9 protein-coding genes are annotated in these 22,714 nt (G+C 74.5%); 3 read left to right on the forward strand and 6 right to left on the reverse strand.

The genetic code is table 11. The annotated features are described in order from the left end of the window. Positions 1 to 43: 43 nt before the first annotated feature. Positions 44 to 4,798, forward strand: coding sequence for a non-ribosomal peptide synthetase (locus tag B6R96_RS30115; RefSeq protein ID WP_081524159.1), 4,755 nt, complete (start codon positions 44 to 46; stop codon positions 4,796 to 4,798). Next, entirely contained in the window at positions 4,795 to 6,504 is a 1,710-nt protein-coding gene (locus B6R96_RS30120; RefSeq protein ID WP_081524160.1) for an AMP-binding protein, read from the forward strand. Before B6R96_RS30115 ends, B6R96_RS30120 begins: the two co-directional genes overlap by 4 nt. Positions 6,505 to 6,567: 63 nt before the next feature. Here the strand turns inward: B6R96_RS30120 and B6R96_RS30125 are convergent, their stop codons facing one another. After that, a complete protein-coding gene (locus tag B6R96_RS30125) occupies positions 6,568 to 7,923 on the reverse strand; it encodes a cytochrome P450 (RefSeq protein WP_053170302.1) in 1,356 nt (451 codons plus the stop codon). A 131-nt stretch (positions 7,924 to 8,054) separates the two neighbouring features. On the opposite strand from B6R96_RS30125, the gene B6R96_RS30130 reads away from it, so the two are divergent. Continuing rightward, positions 8,055 to 8,843 carry a 4'-phosphopantetheinyl transferase family protein gene (locus tag B6R96_RS30130; protein WP_081524161.1) on the forward strand — a complete coding sequence of 263 codons (789 nt, stop codon included), beginning with the start codon at positions 8,055 to 8,057 and terminating at the stop codon, positions 8,841 to 8,843. Here the strand turns inward: B6R96_RS30130 and B6R96_RS30135 are convergent. The 5 genes from B6R96_RS30135 to B6R96_RS30155 all read right to left on the reverse strand — a co-directional run bounded on the left by B6R96_RS30135 (position 8,803) and on the right by B6R96_RS30155 (position 22,669). Continuing rightward, positions 8,803 to 10,080 carry an MFS transporter gene (locus B6R96_RS30135; RefSeq protein WP_081524162.1) on the reverse strand — a complete coding sequence of 426 codons (1,278 nt, stop codon included), beginning with the start codon at positions 10,078 to 10,080 and terminating at the stop codon, positions 8,803 to 8,805. The genes B6R96_RS30130 and B6R96_RS30135 overlap by 41 nt on opposite strands. Then, complete coding sequence (locus B6R96_RS30140) at positions 10,077 to 10,829, reverse strand: thioesterase II family protein (protein ID WP_081524163.1); 753 nt, start codon at positions 10,827 to 10,829, stop codon at positions 10,077 to 10,079. Before B6R96_RS30140 ends, B6R96_RS30135 begins: the two co-directional genes overlap by 4 nt. Then, positions 10,826 to 16,282 (reverse strand): type I polyketide synthase, encoded by a 5,457-nt coding sequence (locus B6R96_RS30145; protein ID WP_081524164.1) that lies wholly within the window; start codon positions 16,280 to 16,282, stop codon positions 10,826 to 10,828. Before B6R96_RS30145 ends, B6R96_RS30140 begins: the two co-directional genes overlap by 4 nt. Further along, positions 16,279 to 21,387 (reverse strand): non-ribosomal peptide synthetase, encoded by a 5,109-nt coding sequence (locus B6R96_RS30150; protein ID WP_159396380.1) that lies wholly within the window; start codon positions 21,385 to 21,387, stop codon positions 16,279 to 16,281. Before B6R96_RS30150 ends, B6R96_RS30145 begins: the two co-directional genes overlap by 4 nt. A gap of 64 nt (positions 21,388 to 21,451) precedes the next feature. Continuing rightward, positions 21,452 to 22,669, reverse strand: a complete 1,218-nt coding sequence (locus B6R96_RS30155) for a 3-deoxy-7-phosphoheptulonate synthase (protein ID WP_081524166.1) — start codon at positions 22,667 to 22,669, stop codon at positions 21,452 to 21,454. Positions 22,670 to 22,714 lie beyond the last annotated feature (45 nt).

Consider the following 22,714-nt stretch of genomic DNA (forward strand, 5'->3'; position numbering starts at 1 on the left):
CACTCTGGAACCAGCTTGACCGGCTGGTCGATACGGGGGACCGATGTCAGAGATATCCGCTGTGCCCATTCCTGACCAGGACAAGGGCCTCAACCAGATACGAGACCTGCTGGCCGGCGTCAACAGCGACTACGACCGCTGGATCGACCCGCAGGAACCGCTCTTCCTCGACTCGCTGGACGCCGTACGGTTCAAGTCCGCGATCGACACCGCGTGCACCGTCGACCTCCCGCTGGAGCTGTTCTTCGGCCACTGCACGCTCGAAACGCTCACCGGGGCGCTCCTCAACCATGGTACGGACGGCGGGTCGGTCCCGCAGCTGGTTCCGGCACCCGAGCACGACCACGAGCCCTTCGCCCTCACCGACGTCCAGCAGGCGTACTGGCTGGGCAGCCGGGGATTCGACCTCGGCGGGCGCTCCGCCCACTTCTACGTGGAAGTGGACCTGTTCACCGCCGACCGCGAGCGCGTCGAAGAGGCCTTCAACACCCTGATCGGCCGCCACGGCATGCTGCGGGCGACCCTGCTCCCCGACGGCCGCCAGCAGGTCGCGCGGGAGGTCCCGTACTACCGCTTCCGCCACGGCGACCTGAGCGGCGTCCCGGAGGCCGACGGCCGATGTCGGCTCGAAGAGACCCGCGAGGAGATGGCCGCCCAGGTCTTCGACCCGCACACCTGGCCGCTGTACGACATCCGCACCCACCGGCTGGACGCCGGCCGGCTCCGCCTCCACATCAGCATCGACCTGCTGCTCGTCGACGCCGGCAGCATCCAGGTGCTGCTGGCCGAGTGGATCCGCCTGGTCCTCGACCCCGACTCGCTCGGTCCGGCGCCGGAACCGACCTTCCGCGACTACCTCGACGGGGTCGCCGCGCACCGTACGCAGCCGGGCCACGAGCAGGCCCGCGCCTACTGGCAGGGCCGCCTCGACACCCTGCCGCCCGCACCCGAGCTGCCCGTCCGCGCGCTCGCCGACTCCGGGGCGGCACCCGCCTTCGTACGCCGCGAGCGCCGGCTGACCGGCCGGGTGTGGCGGCAGCTCAGGGACCGCGCCAACGCCCTCGGCGTCACCCCCTCCGTGCTGCTGTGCGCCGCGTACGCGCAGGTCCTGCGCACCTGGAGCCGCAGCTCCCGGTTCACCCTCAACCTGACCCTCGCCGACCGGCCGCGCTGGCACGCCGACATCGACCGGCTGATCGGCGACTTCACCAGCACCATCCTGCTGGAGTGCGATCTCGGCGGCGCGCCCGACCTCGCGGTCGCCGCACAGCGGATCCAGACGCAGCTGCGGCAGGACCTGGCACACGCCCGCTTCAGCGGAGTCGAGGTGCAGCGCGAGCTGGGGCGGCGCGGTGACGCCACCCAGGCGCGGATGCCCGTGGTGTTCACCAGTCTGCTGCGTGAGCAGGACAGCCTCGGATCCCTCGAGGGCGTGGTCTTCGAGACCGCCTACGCCCTTTCCCAGACCCCGCAGGTCTACCTCGACAACCAGGTCGTGGCCCGCGGCAGCGACCTGCTGATCAGCTGGGACGCCGTGGAGGAGATGTTCCCCGAGGGCGTGCTCGACGACATGTTCGCCGCCTACCTCGACCTGGTCGCTGCCATCGCCGAACAGGAGGCACCGCCGCCGGTCACCCTGCCGGCGGAGCAGCGCGCCGTGCGCGGGGCCGTGAACGACACCGCGGGACCGCTGCCGGACGAACTCCTGCACGCCGCCGTGGGCCGGCAGGCCGCCGCGCGGCCCGGGGCACCCGCCGTGATCACGGCCGACACCACGCTCACCTACGGCGAACTCGACCGCATGGCCGACCGGATCGCCCACCGGCTGCGCGCACTCGGCGCGGCCCCCAACACCCTCGTTGCCGTCCTCATGCACAAGGGGTGGCAGCAGATCCCCGCCGTCCTCGGCGTGCTCCGCTCCGGCGCGGCCTACCTGCCGGTGGACGCGGGCCTGCCGCAGGAGCGCATCGACCAGCTGATCGCGGCGGGCCGCGCGGCGGTGGCCCTCGTCCAGCCCGGCGGCCGCGTCCCGGCGGGCGTCACCGCCCTGGTCGTGGACCGGCAGCCGGGGGAGGACCGGCAGTCGGAGGAGGACCGGCCGGACGGACCGCAGGGCGCCGGGGAACCGGCCGACGCCCCGGCCACCGGCCCCGACGACCTCGCGTACGTCATCTTCACCTCGGGCTCGACCGGCCGCCCCAAGGGGGTGATGATCACCCACCGTTCGGCGGTCAACACCGTCGACGACATCAGCAGCCGCTTCGCCGTCGGCCCCCGGGACCGCGTCCTCGGACTGTCCTCGCTCAGCTTCGACCTGTCCGTCTACGACGTCTTCGGCGTGCTCGGAGCCGGCGGCGCCCTGGTGCTGCCCGCACCCGGCGAGGCCCGCGACCCCGGCCGCTGGGCCGCCCTGGCCGACGAGCACCGGGTGACGCTGTGGAACACCGTCCCGCCCCTGCTCGAACTGCTGGTCGAGCACTGCGAACAGCAGGGCGCCGGCTTCCCGCGATCGCTGCGGACGGCCCTGCTCAGCGGCGACTGGATCCCGCTGACCCTGCCCGGCCGGGTCCGGGCCATCGCCGACCGGGCGCCCGAGCTGATCAGCCTGGGGGGCGCGACCGAGGCCGCGATCTGGTCGATCTGGCACCCGATCGAGGGGATCGATCCCGGGTGGCGCAGCGTTCCGTACGGCACCCCGCTACGGAACCAGACCTTCCATGTCCTGGACGCCGAACTCACCGACAAGCCGGACCACGTCACCGGCGACCTCCACATCGGGGGCGCGGGCGTGGCCCAGGGCTACTGGGACGACCCCGGGCGCACCGCGGCGCAGTTCATCGTCCACCCGGTCACCGGCGAGCGCCTCTACCGCACGGGCGACCTGGGCCGCTACCGACCTGACGGCACCCTCGAACTCCTCGGCCGGGACGACTTCCAGGTCAAGATCGGTGGTCACCGGATCGAACTCGGCGAGATCGAGGCCGTGCTCGCCGCCCATCCCGGCGTGCGGACCGCGGTCGTCGTGGCCCGTGACGCGCGGCGGCTCATCGGCTACGCCGTGCCCGAGAGCGGGGCCGCACCCGCGGAGGAGGAGCTGCGCAGCCACCTCGCGGCCAAGCTGCCCTCGTACATGGTCCCCTCGGCCGTGGTGATCCTGGACCGCTTGCCGATCGGCCCCAACGGAAAGCTCGACCGGCGCGCGCTGCCCGTGCCGGAGGCCACCGCCCCGGGGGACGAGCCTCCGGCCACCCCGGCCGAGGAGACGCTGGCCCGCGCCTGGGCCTCCGTACTCCCGGTGCAGCGGATCGGGCGCCACGACAACTTCAACGCGCTCGGCGGGGACTCGCTCCTCGGCGTGCGCGTCGTGGCCAAGGCCGCCGAACAGGGCCTCCACCTCACCCTCGCGGACTTCTTCGCCCACCCGACCGTTGCCGAACAGGCCGCCCTCGCCACGGACCGTCCGCCGGCCGACGCGGACCAGCGGGAGATCACCGGCCGGGCCGGCCTCTCACCCAGCCAGCTCTGGTTCTTCGAGCAGGACTTCGCCGACGCGGACCACTGGAACGGCATGTGGCCCGTCTTCGAGCTGGACCGGCGGCTGGAACCCGGACCGCTGCGCGAGGCCCTCGCCACCGTGCTCGCGCACCACGACGGGCTGCGCGCCGAGTTCCGCAGCACGCCGGAGCAGGGGCCGCACGCGGAGCTGCCCCCGGCCCGGCCCCTGGAGGCCGCCGCGGTCACGGAGGTCGACCTCGGCGCCGTCGCCGACGCCGACATCGAGGCGGAGATCGCCCGGCACGTCGCCCTGCGCAACGGCGGGCTCGACCTGGCCACCGGCACGACCGTCCGGCTCACCCAGTTCGACCTCGGCCCGCGGCGCCGCCCGCGGCTCCTCGTCAGCGCCCACTGGCTGGTCATGGACTACTACTCCTCCCGGGTGTTCTACGAGGACCTGCGCACCGCCTACTTCGCCCTCGAACGGGGCGACGCACCGGTCCTGCCGCCGAAGACGGCCGCACTGCCGCAGGCGGCGGAGCAACTCCACGCCCACGCGGCGAGCGAGGAGGTCACGGCCGAACTCCCCTACTGGAGCAGGCTCGCCGACCTGTCGCCCGCACCGCTGCCCGTGGACCACCGGGTGGGCCCCAACACACAGGCCTCCGCCGTCCGCCACTTCACGGAGGTGACCGGAGCGACCGCGGACGCCGTGCTGAACGGCCTCTCCCGCCGGCAGGGGACCGAGATACGCGAGGTGCTGCTGACCGCCCTCGCCCGCGCCGTGACCGACTGGACCGGGCAGCCGGAACTGGTCGTCGAGGTCGAGGGACACGGCCGCCGGCGGGCCTTCGGAGCACTGGACATCTCCCGTACCGTCGCCCGTTTTTCCACTCTGTCACCGCTGGTGCTGCGCCCGGGCGACCTCGCCCAGGTACGCGACCAGATCCGCGAGATGCCCCACCAGGGCGTCGGATACGGCCTGCTGCGGTATCTGCACCCCGACCCGGCGGTGCGGGCCCGGATGGCCGAGGTCCCGGTACCCGAGATCGGCTTCAACTACTGGGGAGACGTCAGCGAGTACTTCACCGGTGACGCCCGGCCGGTCGTCGACTCCTTCGGCCACCACCGCAGCGACCGCGGCCACCGGACCCGGACCCTCGACCTGATGGCGATGGCCTCGGACGGCACCCTGCGGCTGGTGTGGACCTACAGCAGCAACCTGCACACGGAGGCGACGGTCCGGGCCCTGGCCGACCGCCTCATCGACGAACTGCACGCCCTGGCGCGGAGCGCCGGATGAACGGGGAAGAGAAGACCATGGACCATCCGCGTCCCGAGGACATGTTCGGCGCGGTCACCGTGCCCGAGGTCCTGGAACTCGCCGCCACGACCCCCCGGGGCATCACCGTGGTCAACCGGCAACTGGACCGGACGCCACTGCCGTACGCGCTGCTGGCCGCCGGAGCGCGGCGGGTGGCGGGCGGGCTGGCCCGGGCGGGTGTCGCGAAGGGGGACCGCGTCGCGATCGTCTCCTCCACCTCGCCCGGCTTCCTGCTCAGCCTCTTCGGCGTCTGGCGGGCGGGCGCCGTCCCCGTCATCCTGCCCCTGCCGCACCGGCTCTCGGACCTGCCCGACTTCATCGCCGAGATCAACCGCAGGCTCGACCACGTGGACGCGCGCTGCGTGGTGGTCGCCGATGCCTTCGGCGACTTCGTCACCGGCCGGATCACCGGCGACCGGCCCGTGCTGACCTGCGGCGAACTGGCCGCGGAGCGCACGGAGATCAGCGGTCCGGTCCCGGTCGGCCCCGAGGACCTCGCCTACCTGCAGTTCACCTCCGGCACCACCGGCCTGCCCCGCGCGGTCGCGCTCACCCACCGGCAGATGCTCACCAACGCCGCCGTCTGCTGCGAGCGGCTCGAACTGGAGCGGGACCGCAGCGTCCACGTCAGCTGGCTGCCGCTCTACCACGACATGGGCCTGATCTCCGTGCTCTCCGGCATGGCCTACCGGATCAAGATGGTGCTCCAGCCGCCGGAGGACTTCCTGGCCCGGCCGGACTCCTGGGTGGACGCCCTCTCCCGGTTCGGGGCCACCAGCACGGTCGCCCCGAACTTCGCCTACGGTCTCGCCGCCCAGGGCATGCGGCTGCGTCCGCGCGAGCTCGACCTCTCGGCCCTGGAGGTGTGCGGGGACGGCGCGGAGCCGATCCGCGCCGCCACCCTCGAACAGTTCGCGCAGGCCGGCGCCGTGTACGGGCTCCGGCCGCAGGCGATGACCCCGATGTACGGACTGGCCGAGGCCACCCTGGCCGTGGCCATGGGAGAGGCCACCCGGCCGCTGGTCTGGGACCACGTGTCGCGCGACGGCCTCCAGCCGGGTGCAGTGGCCGCCCCGGTGGACGCCGATGCCCCCGGCGCCCGCGCGCTGGCGGTCTGCGGACCTCCGGTGCCGGGAGTCCGGATCGAGATCAGGGACGCGGACGGCACACCGCTCGGCGAACGCCGGGTCGGCGAGATCTGCGTGCACAGCCCCTCCCTGATGCAGGGCTACTGGGAGGACCCGGAGGCGACCGCGGCCGTCCTGCGCGACGGCTGGCTGCACACCGGCGACCTCGGCTACCGGACCGAGGACGGCGGCCTGGTGGTCTGCGGCCGGGTCAAGGACATGATCATCGTCTCGGGCCGCAACCTCTACCCGGAGGACTACGAGCACGTCGCCGCCAAGGTGGAGGGCGTACGGCCCGTGTGCGCGGCCTTCGCCGTGCCGGACACCGAGCGCATGATCGTGGCCTTCGAGTCCGCGAAGGGCTTCGAGAACCACGAGGAGACCGCGGCCCGGGTGATGAAGCGACTGCGCGAGCAGCTCGGCCACGCCCCCGACAGGGTCGTGGTCCTGGCCAAGGGCGCGATCCCGCGGACCTCCTCCGGCAAGGTCCAGCGGAGCCTGTGCCGGGAGCGCCTGCTGACGGGCCGTCTGGAGGTCCTGGCGGACGTCGCCCGCTGAACGGGCCGCAGGCCGCGGCCGCCCTCGTACGGGGGTGGCCGCGGCCCGGCCGTCCGATGCGGCTCAGCGGCGACGGCTCACCACGAGACGCGCCCCCCGGGAGGGGATCAGCGTGACGTGGTGGGCCTTCTGCTCCTCCGGAGCGGGCCGGTCGGGCCGGATCTCGTACTGCTGGAGCACCTCGCGCAGCGCCACCGTCGCCTCCAGCAGCGCGAAACCGGCGCCGATGCAGCGCCGGGCGCCGCCGCCGAACGGAATCCAGGTGTGGGCGGGCGGCTGCCCGTCGAGGAAGCGCTCGGGACGGAACTCGTCCGGCTGGTCGTGGTACGCCGGGTCCGACTGCACCATGCCGATGGCGGGCATCACCGTGGCGCCGGCGGGCAGTCGGTAGCCGCCCACCGTGAGCGGCTTCGTGAGCTGCCTGGCCACCTCGTACACCACCGGCTTGAGCCGCAGCGCCTCCTTGGCGACGGCCGTGAGGTAGGCGTCGTCACCCTCGTCCGCCGCGCGCTGCGCCCGCTGCAACTGCTCGGGTCGGCGGACCAGTTCGTGCAGCGCCCAGGCCAGGCCCGTGGCCGTGGTCTCGTGCCCGGCGAGGAGCAGCGTGATGAGCTGGTCGCGCAGCTCCGCGTCGGTGAACCCGCCGCCCTCCTCGTTCTCCGCCGCCTGGAGCAGACGCGAGAGCACGTCGGTCCGGCTGTGCAGGTCGGCGGCGCGGCGCCGGTCGGTGATCTCCGCGTACAGCAGCTTGTCCAGCCCCCGCTGGAGGTCGGTGTGGCGGCGCCACGGACCGACGCGCTGGAGGAGGGGGTAGGGGAGGCCGAGCAGGGTGACGGGGCCGATGTCCGCGATGCCGCGCACGAGGGGGCGCATGCGCGTCAGCCGCGCCTCGTCGGTCACCCCGAACACCACTTGCAGGATCACCTCCAGGGTGAGCGCCTGCATCCGCTCGTGGGAACTGAAGACGGTCTCCTCGGGCCAGCTCTCCACCTCCGCCCTGGTCAGTTCGCCGACCATCTGCTGGTAGCCCGCCAGCGCCGCGCCGGTGAAGGCGGGCATCAGCAGCCGCCGGGACCTGCGGTGCTCGCCCTCGTCCGTGAGGAGCACCGAGTGGTCACCGAGGGCCGGCCCCATGATCGCGTTGCCCTCGCCCGCGTGCAGGACGTCCACCGGACCGCCGAAGACGGTCTTGATGTCCTCCTGCTTGGTGAGGATCACCAGATGGCGGGTGGGCGTGGTGAGGCGGAGCGTGAAGATGTCCCCGTGCCTGCGGCGCAGCGCGGGAAAGAGCTTGTGCCGGTACTGGGCGAACAGCAGGGTCTGGACCACCGCGGGCAGGCGCAGACCGGGCGGCCGCTTCGTCGAACCGCTTTCGGCCGCGCCTATGGCGGTCGACACATCATCAATACCGCTGGTCATTGCGGAAATCCCCCTAGGTGGACGAACATCTGCGTTTTGTTCGAATGCAATTGCTGGTCCCGAATCACGCTAGCAGCCGGACCGACCGGCAGAAATGGCGGAAGAACGGTTCCGGTCGTTAGGGTCCTGAGGTGCTCGAACTGATCCTTCCGACCGCTGTGGCCTATGCCGAGAGCTTTGCCGACGTACCCGAATCCACCCTTCTTCCCGAGGAATTGGAAGCGCTGGGGGCGGCGCGCCACGAGGGTCGGCGCAGGGAGTTCACCACCGTCCGGCACTGCGCCCGGCGCGCCCTCGCGGACCTCGGCGTGCCACCCGTGGCGGTGCTGCCCGGAGAGCGCGGGGCGCCGGTGTGGCCTCAGGGGGTGGTCGGCAGCATGACGCACTGCGCCGGGTACCGGGCGGCGGCGGTGGCGTCCCGCACGCGGGTACGGGCCGTGGGGATCGACGCCGAGCCGCACGAACCCCTGCCCGGGCGGGTGCTGGGGGCCATCGCCCGAGCCGAGGAGCGCGAGCGGCTGGCCGTCCTGACCGCCGAGTGCCCGCAGGTGCGCTGGGACCGGCTGTTGTTCTGCGTGAAGGAGTCCGTGTACAAGGCGTGGTTCCCGATGACGCGGCGCCGGCTGGGGTTCGCGGACGCGTCGGTCTCCTTCGACCGGGCGGCCGGGACCTTCCGCGCCGAGCTCGTCGATGTCGGCGATCTCGGCGCGGCGGCAGGGACGGATGGGGCGGGCGGGACCGGTGGTGCGGGTGGGAGCTCCGTGATCGCCGGAGGGGGAGGGGCCGGGGAGCCGCCCGTGCCCCTCCGCTACGAAGGACGCTGGACGGCCACCCCGGAACTGCTCCTCGCGGCGACCGTCGTACCGGCCGACCCCTCCGTCAGGAATCGGCTGGATTACGCCATCCGGCAGCGGAGTTGAGCGGCGACAACAGCGCGCCCAGGCCGACGAGCAGGCGCAGACCGCCCGCGATCGCGATGATCAGGTACATGTTGTGCCAGTGCTGCTCCAGCACGCCCCCCAGCACCGACGCGACCGGGATCGACATGAAGGCGATCATCCGGGTGGTCGCCACCACCCGGCCCAGCATCCGCGCGGGCACCGTGCGCTGGCGCAGGACGAACCAGCTCACCATGTTCACGGTGCCGATGCCGTAGATCAGCGCCCACAGCACCGAGATGCTGACGACATCCCGCAGCGGGATCAGCAGCACGATGCCGGCGCCCGCGAGCACCGTGCCCGCGATGACGACCCGGCCGGGTGCGAAGCGACGGCCCAGCCAGGGGCACACGGCGGCCCCCAGCACCGCCCCCGCGCCCTGTGCGGCGAAGACCACGCCGATCAGGGCGGGCGACATCGCCTGGTAGTCGCTCAGGTAGTAGACGAGGTTCGCCTGCACCAGCCAGGTGCCCAGATTGGCGAGGGCGAACAGGACCGCCCCGCTGAGCAGCGGCCGGTTCTCCCGAGTGATGTGGACCAGGGAGTCCTTCACCTCCCCCAGCAGGTCGCGGCGTACCGGCCCGGCCGCCGCCCCGTCCCGCTCCGTCCCGGCGGGCGGTTTCGACCGGGCCCTGATGGCGACCATGGCCAGGGCCGACACGGCGAACGTGCCCGCGTCGGCCCAGATCGCGCCCTCGTACCCGACGGCCGCGATCAGCACGCCGGCCACGGCGGGACCGGCGAGGCTCATCACGTTGTCGCCCATCTGCATCCAGGCGTTGGCGCGCTCCAGGTCCTTGTCGCGGACCAGGTCCGGCACCATCCCCTGGAACGCCGGGTAGTACAGCGGCTCCACGCAGGCGAGCAGGAACGCCGCCAGGTAGACCAGCAGCACCGACGAGGAACCCGACGTCACGATGAGCGCGAGGACCCCCGCGAGCACCGTCGCCGCCAGGTCGCCGACCACCAGGATCCGCCGGCGCTCGAACCGGTCGGCGATCACGCCGCCCGGCAACGAGAGCAACAGCAGCGGGGCGTACTCCAGGGCGTACACCACCGCGGTGTTCAGTGCCGACCCGGTCAGCTCGAACACCATCAGCGGCAGCGCCAGGCGGTAGATCCAGTTGCCGAGCCCGGACACCACGAAGGCGAACAGCAACAGCTCGTACGGTGCGCCGAGCCGCCGTCCCGCGAGCCCGGCGCGCACGTCCGTACTCATCCGGCCACCGCGCGCACCAGGTCCAGCACGGCCGAGCGGTGCGGCCGGAGGTAGAAGTGGTCGCCGGGGAACATCCGCAGCCCGAACGGGCCGGACAGGTGCTCCCGCCACGCCTCCAGCTGTTCCAGGGGGATCCCGTCGTCGGTGCCGCCGAGCACCGTCGCCGCCACCGGTACGGGGGCGGCCGCGGCCGGCTCGTACGTCTCGATGACCTCGTAGTCGGCCCGGAAGTACGGCAGGACCATCCCGCGCAGTTCGGGGTGTTCGCGCAGCTCGCCCGGGACCCCGCCGTGGCGACGGTCCATGACGTCCAGGAACTCCTCCTCGGGCAGGTCGTGGATGCTGCCCCGGTGGGTGACCAGGCCCGGCGCCGGGCGGGCGGACAGAAAGAGGTGCCGCGGTGCGGGACCACCCGCCTCCACCAGGGCCCGGGCCAGCTCGTGGGCGACCAGCGCGCCGAAGCTGTGCCCGAAGAACACCATGGGCACGTCCGTGGCGATCTGCCCGGCCAGTTCCGCCACGAGGGGGCCCATACGGGTGTGCGGGGGCTCCTTGATCCGCGCCCCGCGGCCCGGGAGCTGGACGGCGCACACGTCGACGTCCTCGGGCAGGTAGCGGTGCCACTGCGTGAACTCGGACGCGGACCCGCCCGCGTGGTGGAAGCAGTACAGCCGCAGCCGCGGGTCCGCGCGCAGCTCACCGCGGACGGACCAGCGCGGTTCCCCGGCGCCGCGTACGGGCGTGCTCATCGGGCTCCCCCTGCCTGCCGGGCCAGCTCGGCGGCCAGGGCCGAGATGGTCGGGAACTCGAAGATCATGCCGATGCTCAGCTCGACGCCCAGCCGGTCCCGGACCTCCGCGATCAGCCCGACCGCGCTCAGGGAATCCCCGCCGAGGTCGAAGAAGTCCGCGCCGTGGTCGATGGAGCCCATGCCGAGGGCGGCCCGCCAGGTCTCCTCCAGCATCCCGGCCAGGTCCCGGTCACTGCCGCCGCCCGGGGCGGCCGGTACGGGAACGGCCGGTACGGCGGCGGGTTCGGGTGCCGGCGGGGCCGTGGCCGGGGCCGTGGCCGTCGGCGTCGCAGGGGCCGTCGCGGGTGCCGCCGACAGCGGCGCCCGTACCGTCTCCGGGGCCAGCGGCGCCCCGTCGCGGTACGGACGCACCGTGACCTGACGCGCCGGGCGCCCGCTCAGCACGTCGAACAGCAGGGCCACGCCCTCACCGGGCGGGATGCCGTCCGAGGCAGGCAGTCCGGCCGCCGCATCCGCCGCATCCGCGGCATCCACCGGTTCCGCGGGCTCCGTCGCGGGCTGTTCCTCGGCGGAGCCGGCCCCGAAGGGATTGCCCTCCACCCTGCGCATCGTGAAGCCGCGCACGGCGACCGCCACCACCCCGTCCGGGCCGACCAGGTCGATGTCCGAGACCAGCACCCCGCTGTCCCCGCCGCCGCGCACGTGCCGCACATGGCTGGTGAACTCGCCGGGCAGGTCGCGGTAGACCGTGACCGTGCCGTACAGCAGCGGCAGGTGGTGGGCGTCCTCCCGGCGCCGGGTGAGCGCCGTGGCACTGTCGAGCAGCGCCGGGTGCAGCGGACGGGTGGCCGCTTCGGCGCGGAAGCGCTCGTCGAGAGCCAGCGAGCCCAGCTGCTCGTCCGCTCCGCGCCGCAGTGCGGTGACGTTCAGCCAGTGCGGCCCGAGTTCGGCGAGGTCGCCGGCGCCGGACGCGTCGACGCTCTCCGTCATGCGCGCGGCCACGGCCGCCAGGTCCACCTCGGGCGCGGCCGGCCCGGCCGCGGCGCCGATCCGGCCGTCGCAGTGCACGGTGGACCCGGTACGGACCGAGAAGGCCCAGGTGTCCCCGCCGCGGGGTTCGAGAACGACCCGCACCCGCTGCGTACCGTCGACGAACAGGGGCCGGCGGAAGACCACTTCGCCCAGGCTCACCGGCACGCCCGCGAGCTGCGGGCACAGCTCCCGGGCCGCGCGGACCACCAGGTCGAGGTGGCCGGTGCCCGGCAGGACCGCACGCCCGGCGAACCGGTGCTCGTCGAGCTCCCAGTCCTTCTCCGACAACTCCTCCTCGTGCACCAGCCCTTCCGGGGCCCGGCGCTGCTCCGCGGTCCACGCGGAGAGCGGCTCACCGCTGCCCGGATCGACGGTGGACCTGGCGGCCATGCCGACGCTCGCCCAGCTCGGCCAGTTCACGCTCACGCAGCGCTGCCGGGAGACGGCGGCATGGGCGTCGAGGAACGCGTTGGCCGCCGCGTAGTCGGCGCTGCCGACCAGCCCGGAGATCGACGCCCGGCTGGAGAACGACGTGAAGAAGTCCAGCCGGGGGCGGTCCGCGAACACCCGCTCCAGCACGAGCGTGCCGAGCAGCTTGGGCCACAGCACCGCCCTGACCTGTTCGGGCGTACGGAAGGCGATCATCCCCTCGCCGGGCAGACCGGCCGCGTGCAGGACGCCGTGGATCTGCCCCGCCGTGCTCTCCACCCGCTCGACCAGGGCGCGTACGGACTCCTCGTCGGTGACGTCCCCGCGCTCGGCCAGCACGGTCGCACCGAGCTGTTCGAGACCGGCGACCTCCTCGGCGGCCGCGTCCGTGAGCCCGGAACGGCCGACCAGCACCAGGGTGGGGGCGAGTCCGGTCTCGGCCAGTCCGCGGGCGACGGCCAGGCCGAGGCCGCCGAACCCGCCGGTGATCAGGTACGTGCCGCCCGGGCGGACCGGGGGCTCGGTGGCCGGCTCGTGGGGGATCGGCACCTCCACGGGAACCCAGCGGCGGTCGCCGCGCAGGGCGACCACGGCGGGCCACTGCGGCTCCTGCACCTGCTGGGTGATCAGGTCCTCGTCGGTGCCCGGCGACACGTCGAGCAGCATGCACTGTGCGCCGGGCACTTCGAGCGGGACGGTCCTGGCCAGACCGGCGAGTGCGGCCTTGGCCGGGTTGACGCGCTCGCCGCCGGACACGTCCGCGGCCTGCGCGGCGAGCAGCAGGAAGCGGGCCGGCTGCCGCAGCCGGGACTGCCGGACCACGGCCTTGACGAGGGCGTACGCGCTCTCCACGCCCGCGGCGGCCTGCTCCTCGACGGTGTCGGGGGTGGCCTCGGGCCACGGCTGCGCCGCGAGGGCGTGGACGTAGACGGCGGGCTCCTCGCCCCGGGACAGCAGGCCGTCCAGCACCGACCGCAGGGTGTCCGGGCGGGCGGGCACCACCCGGTGACCGGCGCGGCCCAGTACGGCCGTCACCTGGCGGGCGGCGTCGGGGTCCTGCGGCAGCAGGGCCAGGGCGACGCTGCTGCGGTGGCGGGGCGGGCGCGTCCCGGTCGGGAGCTCCTCCCAGCGCATCACCGACAGGGGGGAGAGCGCGGGGGCGGCGCCGGTCGCGGGCACGGCCTCGGGCGCGGACTGCGGTGCGGGCGCGGACTGCGCGACTGCGGGCGCCTGTTCCCGCGCGCCGGACCGCTCGGGCTGCCCGGGCTGCTCGGGCCCGGGCGCGGCCGTCTGCGGCTGCTGCGCCTCCGGTGCGGGCGGGCTGATCCAGTGCCGCTCCCGCTGGTACGGATAGGCCGGCAGGGAGATGCGGTGCGCCGGACGGGCCGGGCCGACGGCCTCCCAGCGCAGGTCGTGGCCCTCGGTCCACAGGGCTCCCGCCGCCGCGAGGACGGCCTCCCGGTCGCTCCCCGCCGGGCCGAGGCCGGGTACGGCCAGGGAGTCCGTACCGTGCCGGCGCGCCAGCACGGACAGGGCGCGGCCGGGGCCGGCCTCCAGCGTGGTGAGGCGCTGTCCGTCCAGGAGCCGGGCCAGAGCGGGCCCGAAGAGGACCGGGGTGGTGAGCTGCCCGGCCCAGAACGCCGGGTCCACGGCCTGCTCGTCGGTCAACGCCAGCCCCGTGGCGGCCGAGACCACCGGGATCCTCGGCGCGGACAGGGTCACCCCGTCGAAGGCCTCCAGGAACCGGTCGGCGGCCGGGGCCATGGCCGGGCTGTGGAAGGCGTGCGAGGTGGCGAGGCGCTTGGCCTGCACCCCGGCCCCGAGCAGCCGCTCCTCCAGCGCGGCGATCGCCTCCGTGGGCCCCGCGAGCACGCTCTGGCGGGGACCGTTGACGGCGGCGAGCACGACACCGTCCGTGAGCAGCACACCGTCCGCGAGCAGCTCCCGCGCCTCCTGCTCGCCCAGGGACACCGCGAGCATCGAACCGGCGGGCATGGCCTGCATGGCCTGCGCCCGCGCGGTGACCAGCCGCAGGCCGTCCTCCGGCCCGGTCACCCCGGCGACCACGGCGGCCACCAGCTCGCCGACGCTGTGGCCGAGCAGCGCCACGGGGGACACGCCCCAGGCCCGCCACATCGCGGCCAGCGAGATGCCGACCGAGGCCAGCAGCGGCTGCGCGTACTCGGTGCGACCGAGCAGTTCGCCGGCGTGCGGTCCGCGCCAGGCGGGTTCGAGGTCGAGGCCGAGCCCGGCCACCGTGTCGAGGCAGTGGCGCATCGTCTCGGTGAACACCGTGTCGTACCCCATCAGCCCGGCAGCCATCTCAGGGCGTTGGGAGCCCTGGCCCGGGAAGAGCAGCGCGACCGGGCGGGCCGCCGCCCCGTCCGCCGGGCGGATCACGCCGCGGCCCTCCGCGTCCGAGAGCAGGGTCACCGCCTCGCGGGCCGAGCCGGCGACGGCCGCACGGCGCTCCCGGTGGGCGGTCCGGCCGCTGCGCAGGGTGGTGACGGTGTCCACGAACCCGTCCTCGCCCCGCCAGGTGAGGTGGCGGGCGAGCCGCGTACGGACCTCCGCCTCGGCGGCCCCGGTACGCGCCGACCAGACCAGCAGCTCGGGGCCGTCGGCCGGGGTGCCGGGCCGGGCCGCGGGCCCCTGCTCCAGCAGCACGTGCGCGTTGGTGCCGCCCACGCCGAACGAACTCACGGCCGCGGTCCTGGGCCGCTCGCCCGGGACCGGCCACACGTCACGCCGGTTGACCACGCGGAAGGGCGTCGCGTCCAGGTTCAGTTTCGGGTTGGGCTCGGTGAAGTGCACCGTGGGCACCAGCTCGCCGTGTTCCAGGCACAGGACGGTCTTGATGAGGCCCGCGACCCCGGCAGCCGGACCGAGGTGGCCGATGTTCGACTTCACCGAACCGAGCGCCACGGCGGCGGGGCCGAGCCCGCCGCCGTCGGCCAGGAACCGGTACGCCGAGGTGAGGGCCTCGATCTCGATGGAGTCGCCGATGTCCGTGCCGGTGCCGTGCGCCTCGACGTAGTCGACGTCCCCGGGCCCGAGTCCGGCGACGGTCATCGCCTCCACCACGGCCCGCATCTGCCCGTCCACGCCCGGCGCGCTGAAACTGACCCGGTCCGAGCCGTCGTTGGTGACGGCCGAACCGCGGATCACGGCGCGCACCGGGTCCCCGTCCGCCAGGGCGTCGGACAGCAGCTTGAGGACGATGACACCGCCGCCGTTGCCGAAGACCGTGCCGGTGGCCCTGGCGTCGAACGGACGGCACACGCCGTCCTGCGCGTAGATGCTGCCCGGCGCCCAGCGGTAGCCGTGCGCGTACGGCAGCTCGATCTCCGTGCCGCCCGCGAGCGCGACGTCGCACTCGCCCGAACGCAGCGCCTCGCAGGCGAGGTGCACGGCCACCAGCGAGGTGGAGCAGGCGGTGGCCACGGACAGGGCGGGCCCGGTCAGGCCCAGCCGGTACGAGGCGGTGCTGGCGACGTAGTCGTTGTTGTTGTAGATGTCCAGGGACAGGGCGCCCGCGCGGGCCGCGAGTTCCTTGTTCGCGCGGATGTTGAACTCCGCGTACCGGTTGGACGCGGCCCCGCCGTACACGCCGACCGTGCCGGGCACGGCGAACGCGTCGTAGCCGGCGTCCTCCAGGGCGGTGTGCGCCAGCTCCAGGAAGAGCCGCTGCTGCGGGTCGCGCATGGAGGCCTCGCGCGGGGTCATCCCGAAGAACGCCGCGTCGAACCGGTCGGCGTCCGCCAGCAGCGGGATCCGCCGCACGTAGTGGGGGTCCGTGAGGTGCCGCTCCTCGACACCCGCGGCCCGCAACTCCTCGTCGGAGAGGGTGCTGAAGCAGTCCTCGCCCTCCGACAGGGCGCGCCAGAACTCCTCCAGGTTCCCCGCCCCGGGGAACCGTCCCGCCATACCGACGATCGCGATGGGCTCGGCGGTCTGTTCGTCCATGTCGTGCATCTCCGACGGGTTCATCGCTGGGTCCTCTTCTGGTCGTTCAGGCGTCGGCGGACCGACCGCCGTGCGGCGGCCGTGCCGCTCGACGCGGCGGCCGCACCCGCCGGTGTCGTGTACCGGGCCGCCGTGGGCGCCGCGGTGCCCGGCGCGGCGGAGCCGGCACCGCTCAGGTGCCGGGCGAGCAGCCGGGGGTTGGGGAACCGGAACAGGTCCACGACCTCCACGTCCAGGCCCCGCGCCCGCAGCCGTGCGTGCATCCGCAGCAGCGACAGCGAGGTGAGACCGGAGTCGAAGAAGTTCGTGCCCGTGTCCAGCGGGTCGGGCGAGCCGAGCCCGTCGTCCCGTGCGCCGGCCCCCGTGCCGAGCTGTTCCCGCAGGGCGTCCACGATCACGTCCTCGGTGGCCGAGGCCACCGGTGCGGCCGCCGGTTCCTCCGGGACCAGGGCGGCCGCGGCCGCGCGGACGTCGACCTTCCCGTTGCGGTCGAGCGGGAGCTCGTCCAGGACGACGATCCGGCCCGGCACCGCCCACCCGGGCAGTACGGAGCCCAGCTCGTGGCGCAGCTCCTCCGCGAGCACCGGGCTCGCGCCGGGGGCCGCGACGAAGGCGGTGATCTCCGTACCGGAGACGACCGCGACGCACTGCGCCACCGCCGCGTGCGCACGCAATGCGGCCTCGATCTCGGCCGGTTCGAGGCGATGCCCGCCGACCGAGACCTGGCGGTCGCGGCGTCCGGCGAACTCGATCAGCCCGTCGGGCGTGTACCGGCCGAGGTCGCCGGTGCGGTACGTCGACACCCCCGGCCGACCGTACGGATCGGGCCCGAAGGGGGAGGGGTCCTGCACCGGGCTGGTGCCGAGCGCCATCCCCCGGCCGCGGACCACGATCTCCCCGAGCTGTCCGACGCCCGCGCCCTCGATCACCAGTTCGCGCCAGGGGCTGTGGGCCGCCAGCGGCACGCCCGCCCGGTCGCGCCGCCGTCGCTCGGGGTCGCGGGCCGGGTCGCGCCAGCGCAGCCAGGAGCTCAACTGCGGGGTCTCGGTGGACCCGTAGCCGTGGTGGATCTCCGCGGCGGGGGCGGCCCGCCGCAGTTCCCGGGCCACCGGGTCGGTGAGCAGCGCCCCGGAGAGCACCACGTGCCGGAGCCGGTCGAGCCGCCTGCCCGAGGCGACCGCGGCCGACGCGAGCAGCCGGGCCAGGCCCGGGGTGGCGTGCACGGCCGTGATCCGGTGTTCCAGCAGCAGGTCGACGAGAGCCCCGGGTTCGGTGCCCGCGGCCGGCAGGTGCAGGGCGGCGCCGCTGGTCAGCGGGACGAGGATGTCGCGCAGCACCGGGTCGTGCCCCGGCGCCGACAGCATCAGGAAGCGGTCGTCGGGCCCGGTCCCGAACGTCTCGCGGTACCAGTGCAGGGCCTCGGGCAGGGCCTCGCGCGGCGCGAACACCACGCTCGGCTCCCCGGTGGTGCCCGAGGTGCACAGGGCGTGCCCCCAGTCGAGCGGTACGGCCCCCGTGGCCGGACGCGGCAGGGAGGGCCCGGTCAGGACCGGCACCGGCCAGTCGGCGCCGTCGCCGGTGAGCACCGCCTCGGCGCCGGACCCGGAGAGCGCGGCGAGCTGCCGCCGGGCCGGCAGGGCCGCGTCCACCAGCGCGACCGAGCACCCGGCCCGCCAGGCCGCCAGGAGTTCGACGACGGTGGCGGGGGACCGGTCGCCCGGCAGCAGTACGGCGTGCCCCGACCAGCCGGCCCCGCCCAGGGCGGCCGCGCGCGCCTCCACCCGGTCGCGCAGTTCCCCGTACGTCAGCCGGCCGCCGGGGAAGCGGAGCGCCACCCGGTCGGTGTGCAGCGCGGCGGCCCGCCCGAAGGCCTCGGCCACGCTCGGCAGGGCCGGCTGCGGGGCCGGCTCCGCGGGCGGCCGGTCGCCGCCGAGCAGCCAACCGGTGGGCGCCCGGCCGAGGTCGGCGGGCGCCTCCCGCAGGAGCCGGACGACCTGGCCGAGCAGGTGCCCGGCGGTCTCCGCGTCGAAGACGTCGCGGGCGTGCACCAGTTGGAGCCGGTAGCCCGACTCGCCGTCCCGGTGCAGGTACAGGCCCAGGTCGAACAGGGAGCCGGTGGTGCCCGGTTCCACCGCAGCGGCCGGCACCCCGTCGAACGCGGGGGCGGGAGCGGCGTGCGTGAGGTCGTTGAACCAGATCTGGTACAGCGGGTTGCGGCTCAGGTTGCGGGGCAGGCCCAGCGCCCGGACGATCTCCTCGAAGTCCGCCCCGGCGTGCCCGTGGGCGTCGATCATCGTGTCGGACACCTGGCGGACCAGCGCGGAGAAGCTCTCCGCGGCCGCCACGCCGACCCGGACCGGCAGGGTGTCCACCAGGAACCCGATCACGTCCTCACTGGGGCCTCCGTCGCGGGAGGACCACGGGACGCCGACGACGATCTCCTCCTGCCCGCTCCACGAGGTGAGCACGGTGGTGAAGGCCGCGAGCACCACGGCGACGGGAGTGACCCCGATACGCCGTGCCACCTCGTCGAGGAGCCGGGCGTCGGCCCCGCCCAGGGCGGACTCGACGGCGCCCCCCTCGAAGGTGGTGACGGCCGGACGGCGTGCCTGGAAGGGCAGCCCGTGCGTGCGCGGGGCGTCGCGCAGCCGGTCCACCCAGTACGCGAGGTGTGCCCGCTGCTCGTCGGGGTCCTCCCGGGCGGCCCGCTCCACCAGCAGGTCACCGAAGTGCGGCGGCTCGCCGGAGGGCGCGGACCCGTCGTAGGCGGCGGCCAGCTCCGCGAGGAAGACGTCCACCGAGCGCTGGTCGGCGATCGCGTGGTGCAGGACGGCGACCAGCAGGCCGTCGCCGTCCGCACCCCGCGTGTGCACGACCCGCAGCAGCGGCGCGCGGTCGATCGGCAGCGGTACGGCCGCGGCCTCGGCGGCCAGCGCACGGCACCGGTCCGCGGTCAGCGCCCCGTCCACCACCTGCGTCTCCAGCGGCGGTTCGAAGTGCTCGGCGACCGCCTGGTAGGGGCCCGACGCGTCGCCGACGACGGCGGTCCGCAGGGACTCGTGCCGTTGGATCACGAGTGCCAGGGCCGCGCGCAGCCGCTCCGTGTCGAGGCCGCCTGGGACGCGTACGGCGGCGACCACGTTGTAGGCGCTCAGCCGCGGGTAGAGCTGTTCCATCAGCCACAGTCGGCGTTGCCCGCCGGAGACGGGCGCGCGGGCCGGGTCGGGCCGCCGGGCCGGGGTGCCGCCGGCGCCGTCGCCCGCCCCGGGCGCGGTGGCCGTGACCGTACGGCGGCGCAGCGCGGCCAGGGTGATCCGCTCGCGCAGCAGCTCCGCGAGGGTGATCCGCACGCCGTAGGAGCGCAGGAGTTCGCCGCGCAGCCGGACGGCGGCGAGACTGTGGCCGCCGAGCGCGAGGAAGTCGGCGTCCTCGTCGACGGTGTCGACCCCGAGCACTTCCGCCCACAGCCGGGCCAGCGGGTCGCCCGCGGCGGCCGGGGCGTCGGCGCGGGGCGCGAGGAGTCCGGCGGCCCGCTGCCGCAGCAGTACCCGGTCCTGCTTGCCGCTGCGGGTCAGCGGCATCGCGTCCAGGGCCACGAAATGCGTGGGGACGTACGCGGAGGGCAGCCGGGCCGCGACATGGGCGCGGCACTCCTCCTGCCAGGGGGCCGGGCCGCCGTCCTGCGCCGCGTCCCGCTCGGCGGCGGTCCAGTCCGCCGCCCCGTGCGGCCGGACGAAGGCGACCAGGCGGGGCGCCCCGTCGCCGGCGACGACCACGGCGCACTCGTCGACCGCGGGGTGCTCGCGCAGGACGCTCTCGACCTCCCCGGGCTCCACGCGCACGCCCCGGATCTTGACCTGCTCGTCGATCCGGCCCAGGTAGCGGATCTGGCCGTCCACGACCCGTACGAGGTCGCCGGTCCGGTAGACGCGGTCCAGGCCGCTGCCCTCGGGGGCGGGGACGAACACCCGCTCCGTCAGGTCCGGGCGACCGAGGTAGCCGAGCGCCAGCGGCACGCCGCCGATGGCCAGTTCACCGCTCTCCCCGTCCGGGACGGACCTGCCCTGCCGGTCCAGCACCAGCAGCGTGCAGTTGTCGACGGCCTGCCCGATGGGTACGTCGTCGATCAGCGCGGGGTCCTCGGGGCTGTCCCAGTAGGTGACCTCGATCGAGGCCTCCGTGGGGCCGTAGAGATTGTGCAGCCGGGCGGGCAGCGTCTTGACGCAGGCCCGCGCCAGCGCGGCCGGGAGCGCCTCCCCGCTGCAGAACACGTGCCGCAGGCCGGTGCAGTCGGCGGCGTTCGGCCAGCGCAGGAACTCGTCGAGCATGGACGGCACGAAGTGGCAGACGGTGACCCGGTGTTCGGTCACGGTCTGCATGATCGCGGCGGGGTCCGCGTGCTCACCGGGGGCGAGCAGGACCAGTCGCGCGCCGACGGTGAGCGGCCAGTAGATCTCCCAGCCGGACACGTCGAAGGTGTACGGGGTCTTCTGCAGGACGCGGTCCTCGGGAGTCAGCCCGTAGTGGCGCTGCCCCCACAGCAGCCGATTGGTGACCCCGCCGCTGGGCACGACGACGCCCTTGGGCGTGCCGGTGGAGCCCGAGGTGAAGATGATGTTGACGGGCTGGTCGGCGGCGACCGGCCGCAGCGGGCCGGGCACGAAGGCCGCGTCGGGATCGGCGGACAGCGGCTCCACGTCCAGCAGGGCGACGCCGGCCGGCCCCCGCCAGCCGGCCAGCGCTCCGGTGGTGCCCACCACCAGGTCCGGCCGGGCGGTGTCCAGGATCAGCGCGAGCCGCTCGGCCGACTCGTCGGTGGCCAGTGGCAGATAGGGCAGTCCGGCCTTGAGCACGCCGAGCAGCGCGGCCACCATGTGCGGTCCGCGCTGCGCCAGCACCGCCACGGGCCGGTCCTCGGGCAGGTCGCGGCGCAGCAGTTCGGCGGCGAGGCGGTCGGAGACCTCCTCCAGGCGGCGGTAGGTCCAGGTCTCCCCGGCGCCGGCGCAGGCCACGGCGTCGGGTGTGCGCTCGCTCGCGCCCCGGATCAGGCCCGGGATTCCGTAGGGCGCGGAATGGTCCACGGTCGGGCCGCGCAGGGCCCGGACCGACTGGTCGGGATGGTGGTTCATGCCGGATGTTCCCCCGTGTGTGATGGTGTGAAAGGGTCGGCCGATGCAGGTGGGGCGGCGGTGGTCAGGCGCGCCAGGCGGAGACCACGTCGAGCGCCTGTTCCACATTCAGCCGGGGGTCGCACAGCGGTCTGCTCCGGCCGGCGAGCCCGGACATGCCCTCGGCGTCGAGGACGCACTCCAGCACCCGGTCGGGGGTGGCCTCCAGGTGGAGCCCCCCGGCGGTGCCGCGGCCCGACTCCACCGCGTCCAGGAAGCCCTCGATTTCCTGGACCATCTCCTCGACGAGGCGGGTCTTGCGGCCGTCCGGGGCGGTCACGGTGTTCCCGTGCATCGGGTCGCACATCCAGACCACCGGATGCCCGGCCCGGCGTACGGCCCCGACGAGGGCGGGGAGGTTCTGCCGTACCCGGCCGGCGCCCTGGCGGGCGATCAGGGTGAGCCGGCCGGGCCGGCGCTCCGGGTCGAGCAGCCTGCACAGTTCGAGCAGTTCGGCGGGGGTCGTCGTCGGCCCGACCTTGCAGGCCACCGGGTTCTCCACCACGGAGAGCAGGCGCACATGGGCCCCGCCGGCGGAGCGGGTGCGCTCGCCGAGCCAGGGCCAGTGCGTGGACGTCAGGAACGCCCGGCCCGGCCCGTCGCCCCGGATCAGCGGGAGCTCGTAGTCCAGGACGAGCGCCTCGTGGCTGGTCCAGGTGTTCCGGAAGTCCCATCCGGTGTCCGTGCGCAGGCTCTCGAACACCGCGTGCGCGGCCCGGTAGCAGTCCACGAGCCGGCGCGGGTCGTGGGCGCGGGCCGCCGCGTCCGGCTCCGGCCGGTTCACCATGTGGCCGCGGAACACCGGCAGTTCACGGTCCCCGTGGCGCTCCGTAGGCCGGGAGCGCGGCTTGGCGTACTGGCCGGCCATGCGGCCCACCCGGACCGTCGGCCGCCCGGTGATCTCCGACAGCGCCGAGGCGAGGACATCGAGCATGCGGACCTTGGCGCCCACCGCCTCGGGCGTACTGTCGGCCGGGTCCTCGGCGCAGTCCCCGGCCTGCAGGATGCTCACGTTCCCCTGCGCGGCCTCGGCGATCAGGAGGCCGAAGCGGCTGATGTCGCGGGGGCCGACCAGTCCCGGGGCTGTGCGCAGCTCCCCGACGACCGGGCCGAGTTCGGGGTGCTCGGCCCAGTCGGGCTGCTGGGCCGCCGGCAGCGCGGCGATGTGCTCCAGTGCGTCGGCCGGGTACGGTTCCCCCGCGTACCAGCCCGGTTTGTCGATCAGAGATATGCCGTGCGGCATGGTGATCCCCCTGTGTGCGGTGCTGTTCCCGCTGTCGGTGCGATG

This window comes from Streptomyces sp. Sge12, from assembly GCF_002080455.1.
In the GTDB taxonomy this organism is placed as follows: Bacteria; Actinomycetota; Actinomycetes; order Streptomycetales; family Streptomycetaceae; genus Streptomyces.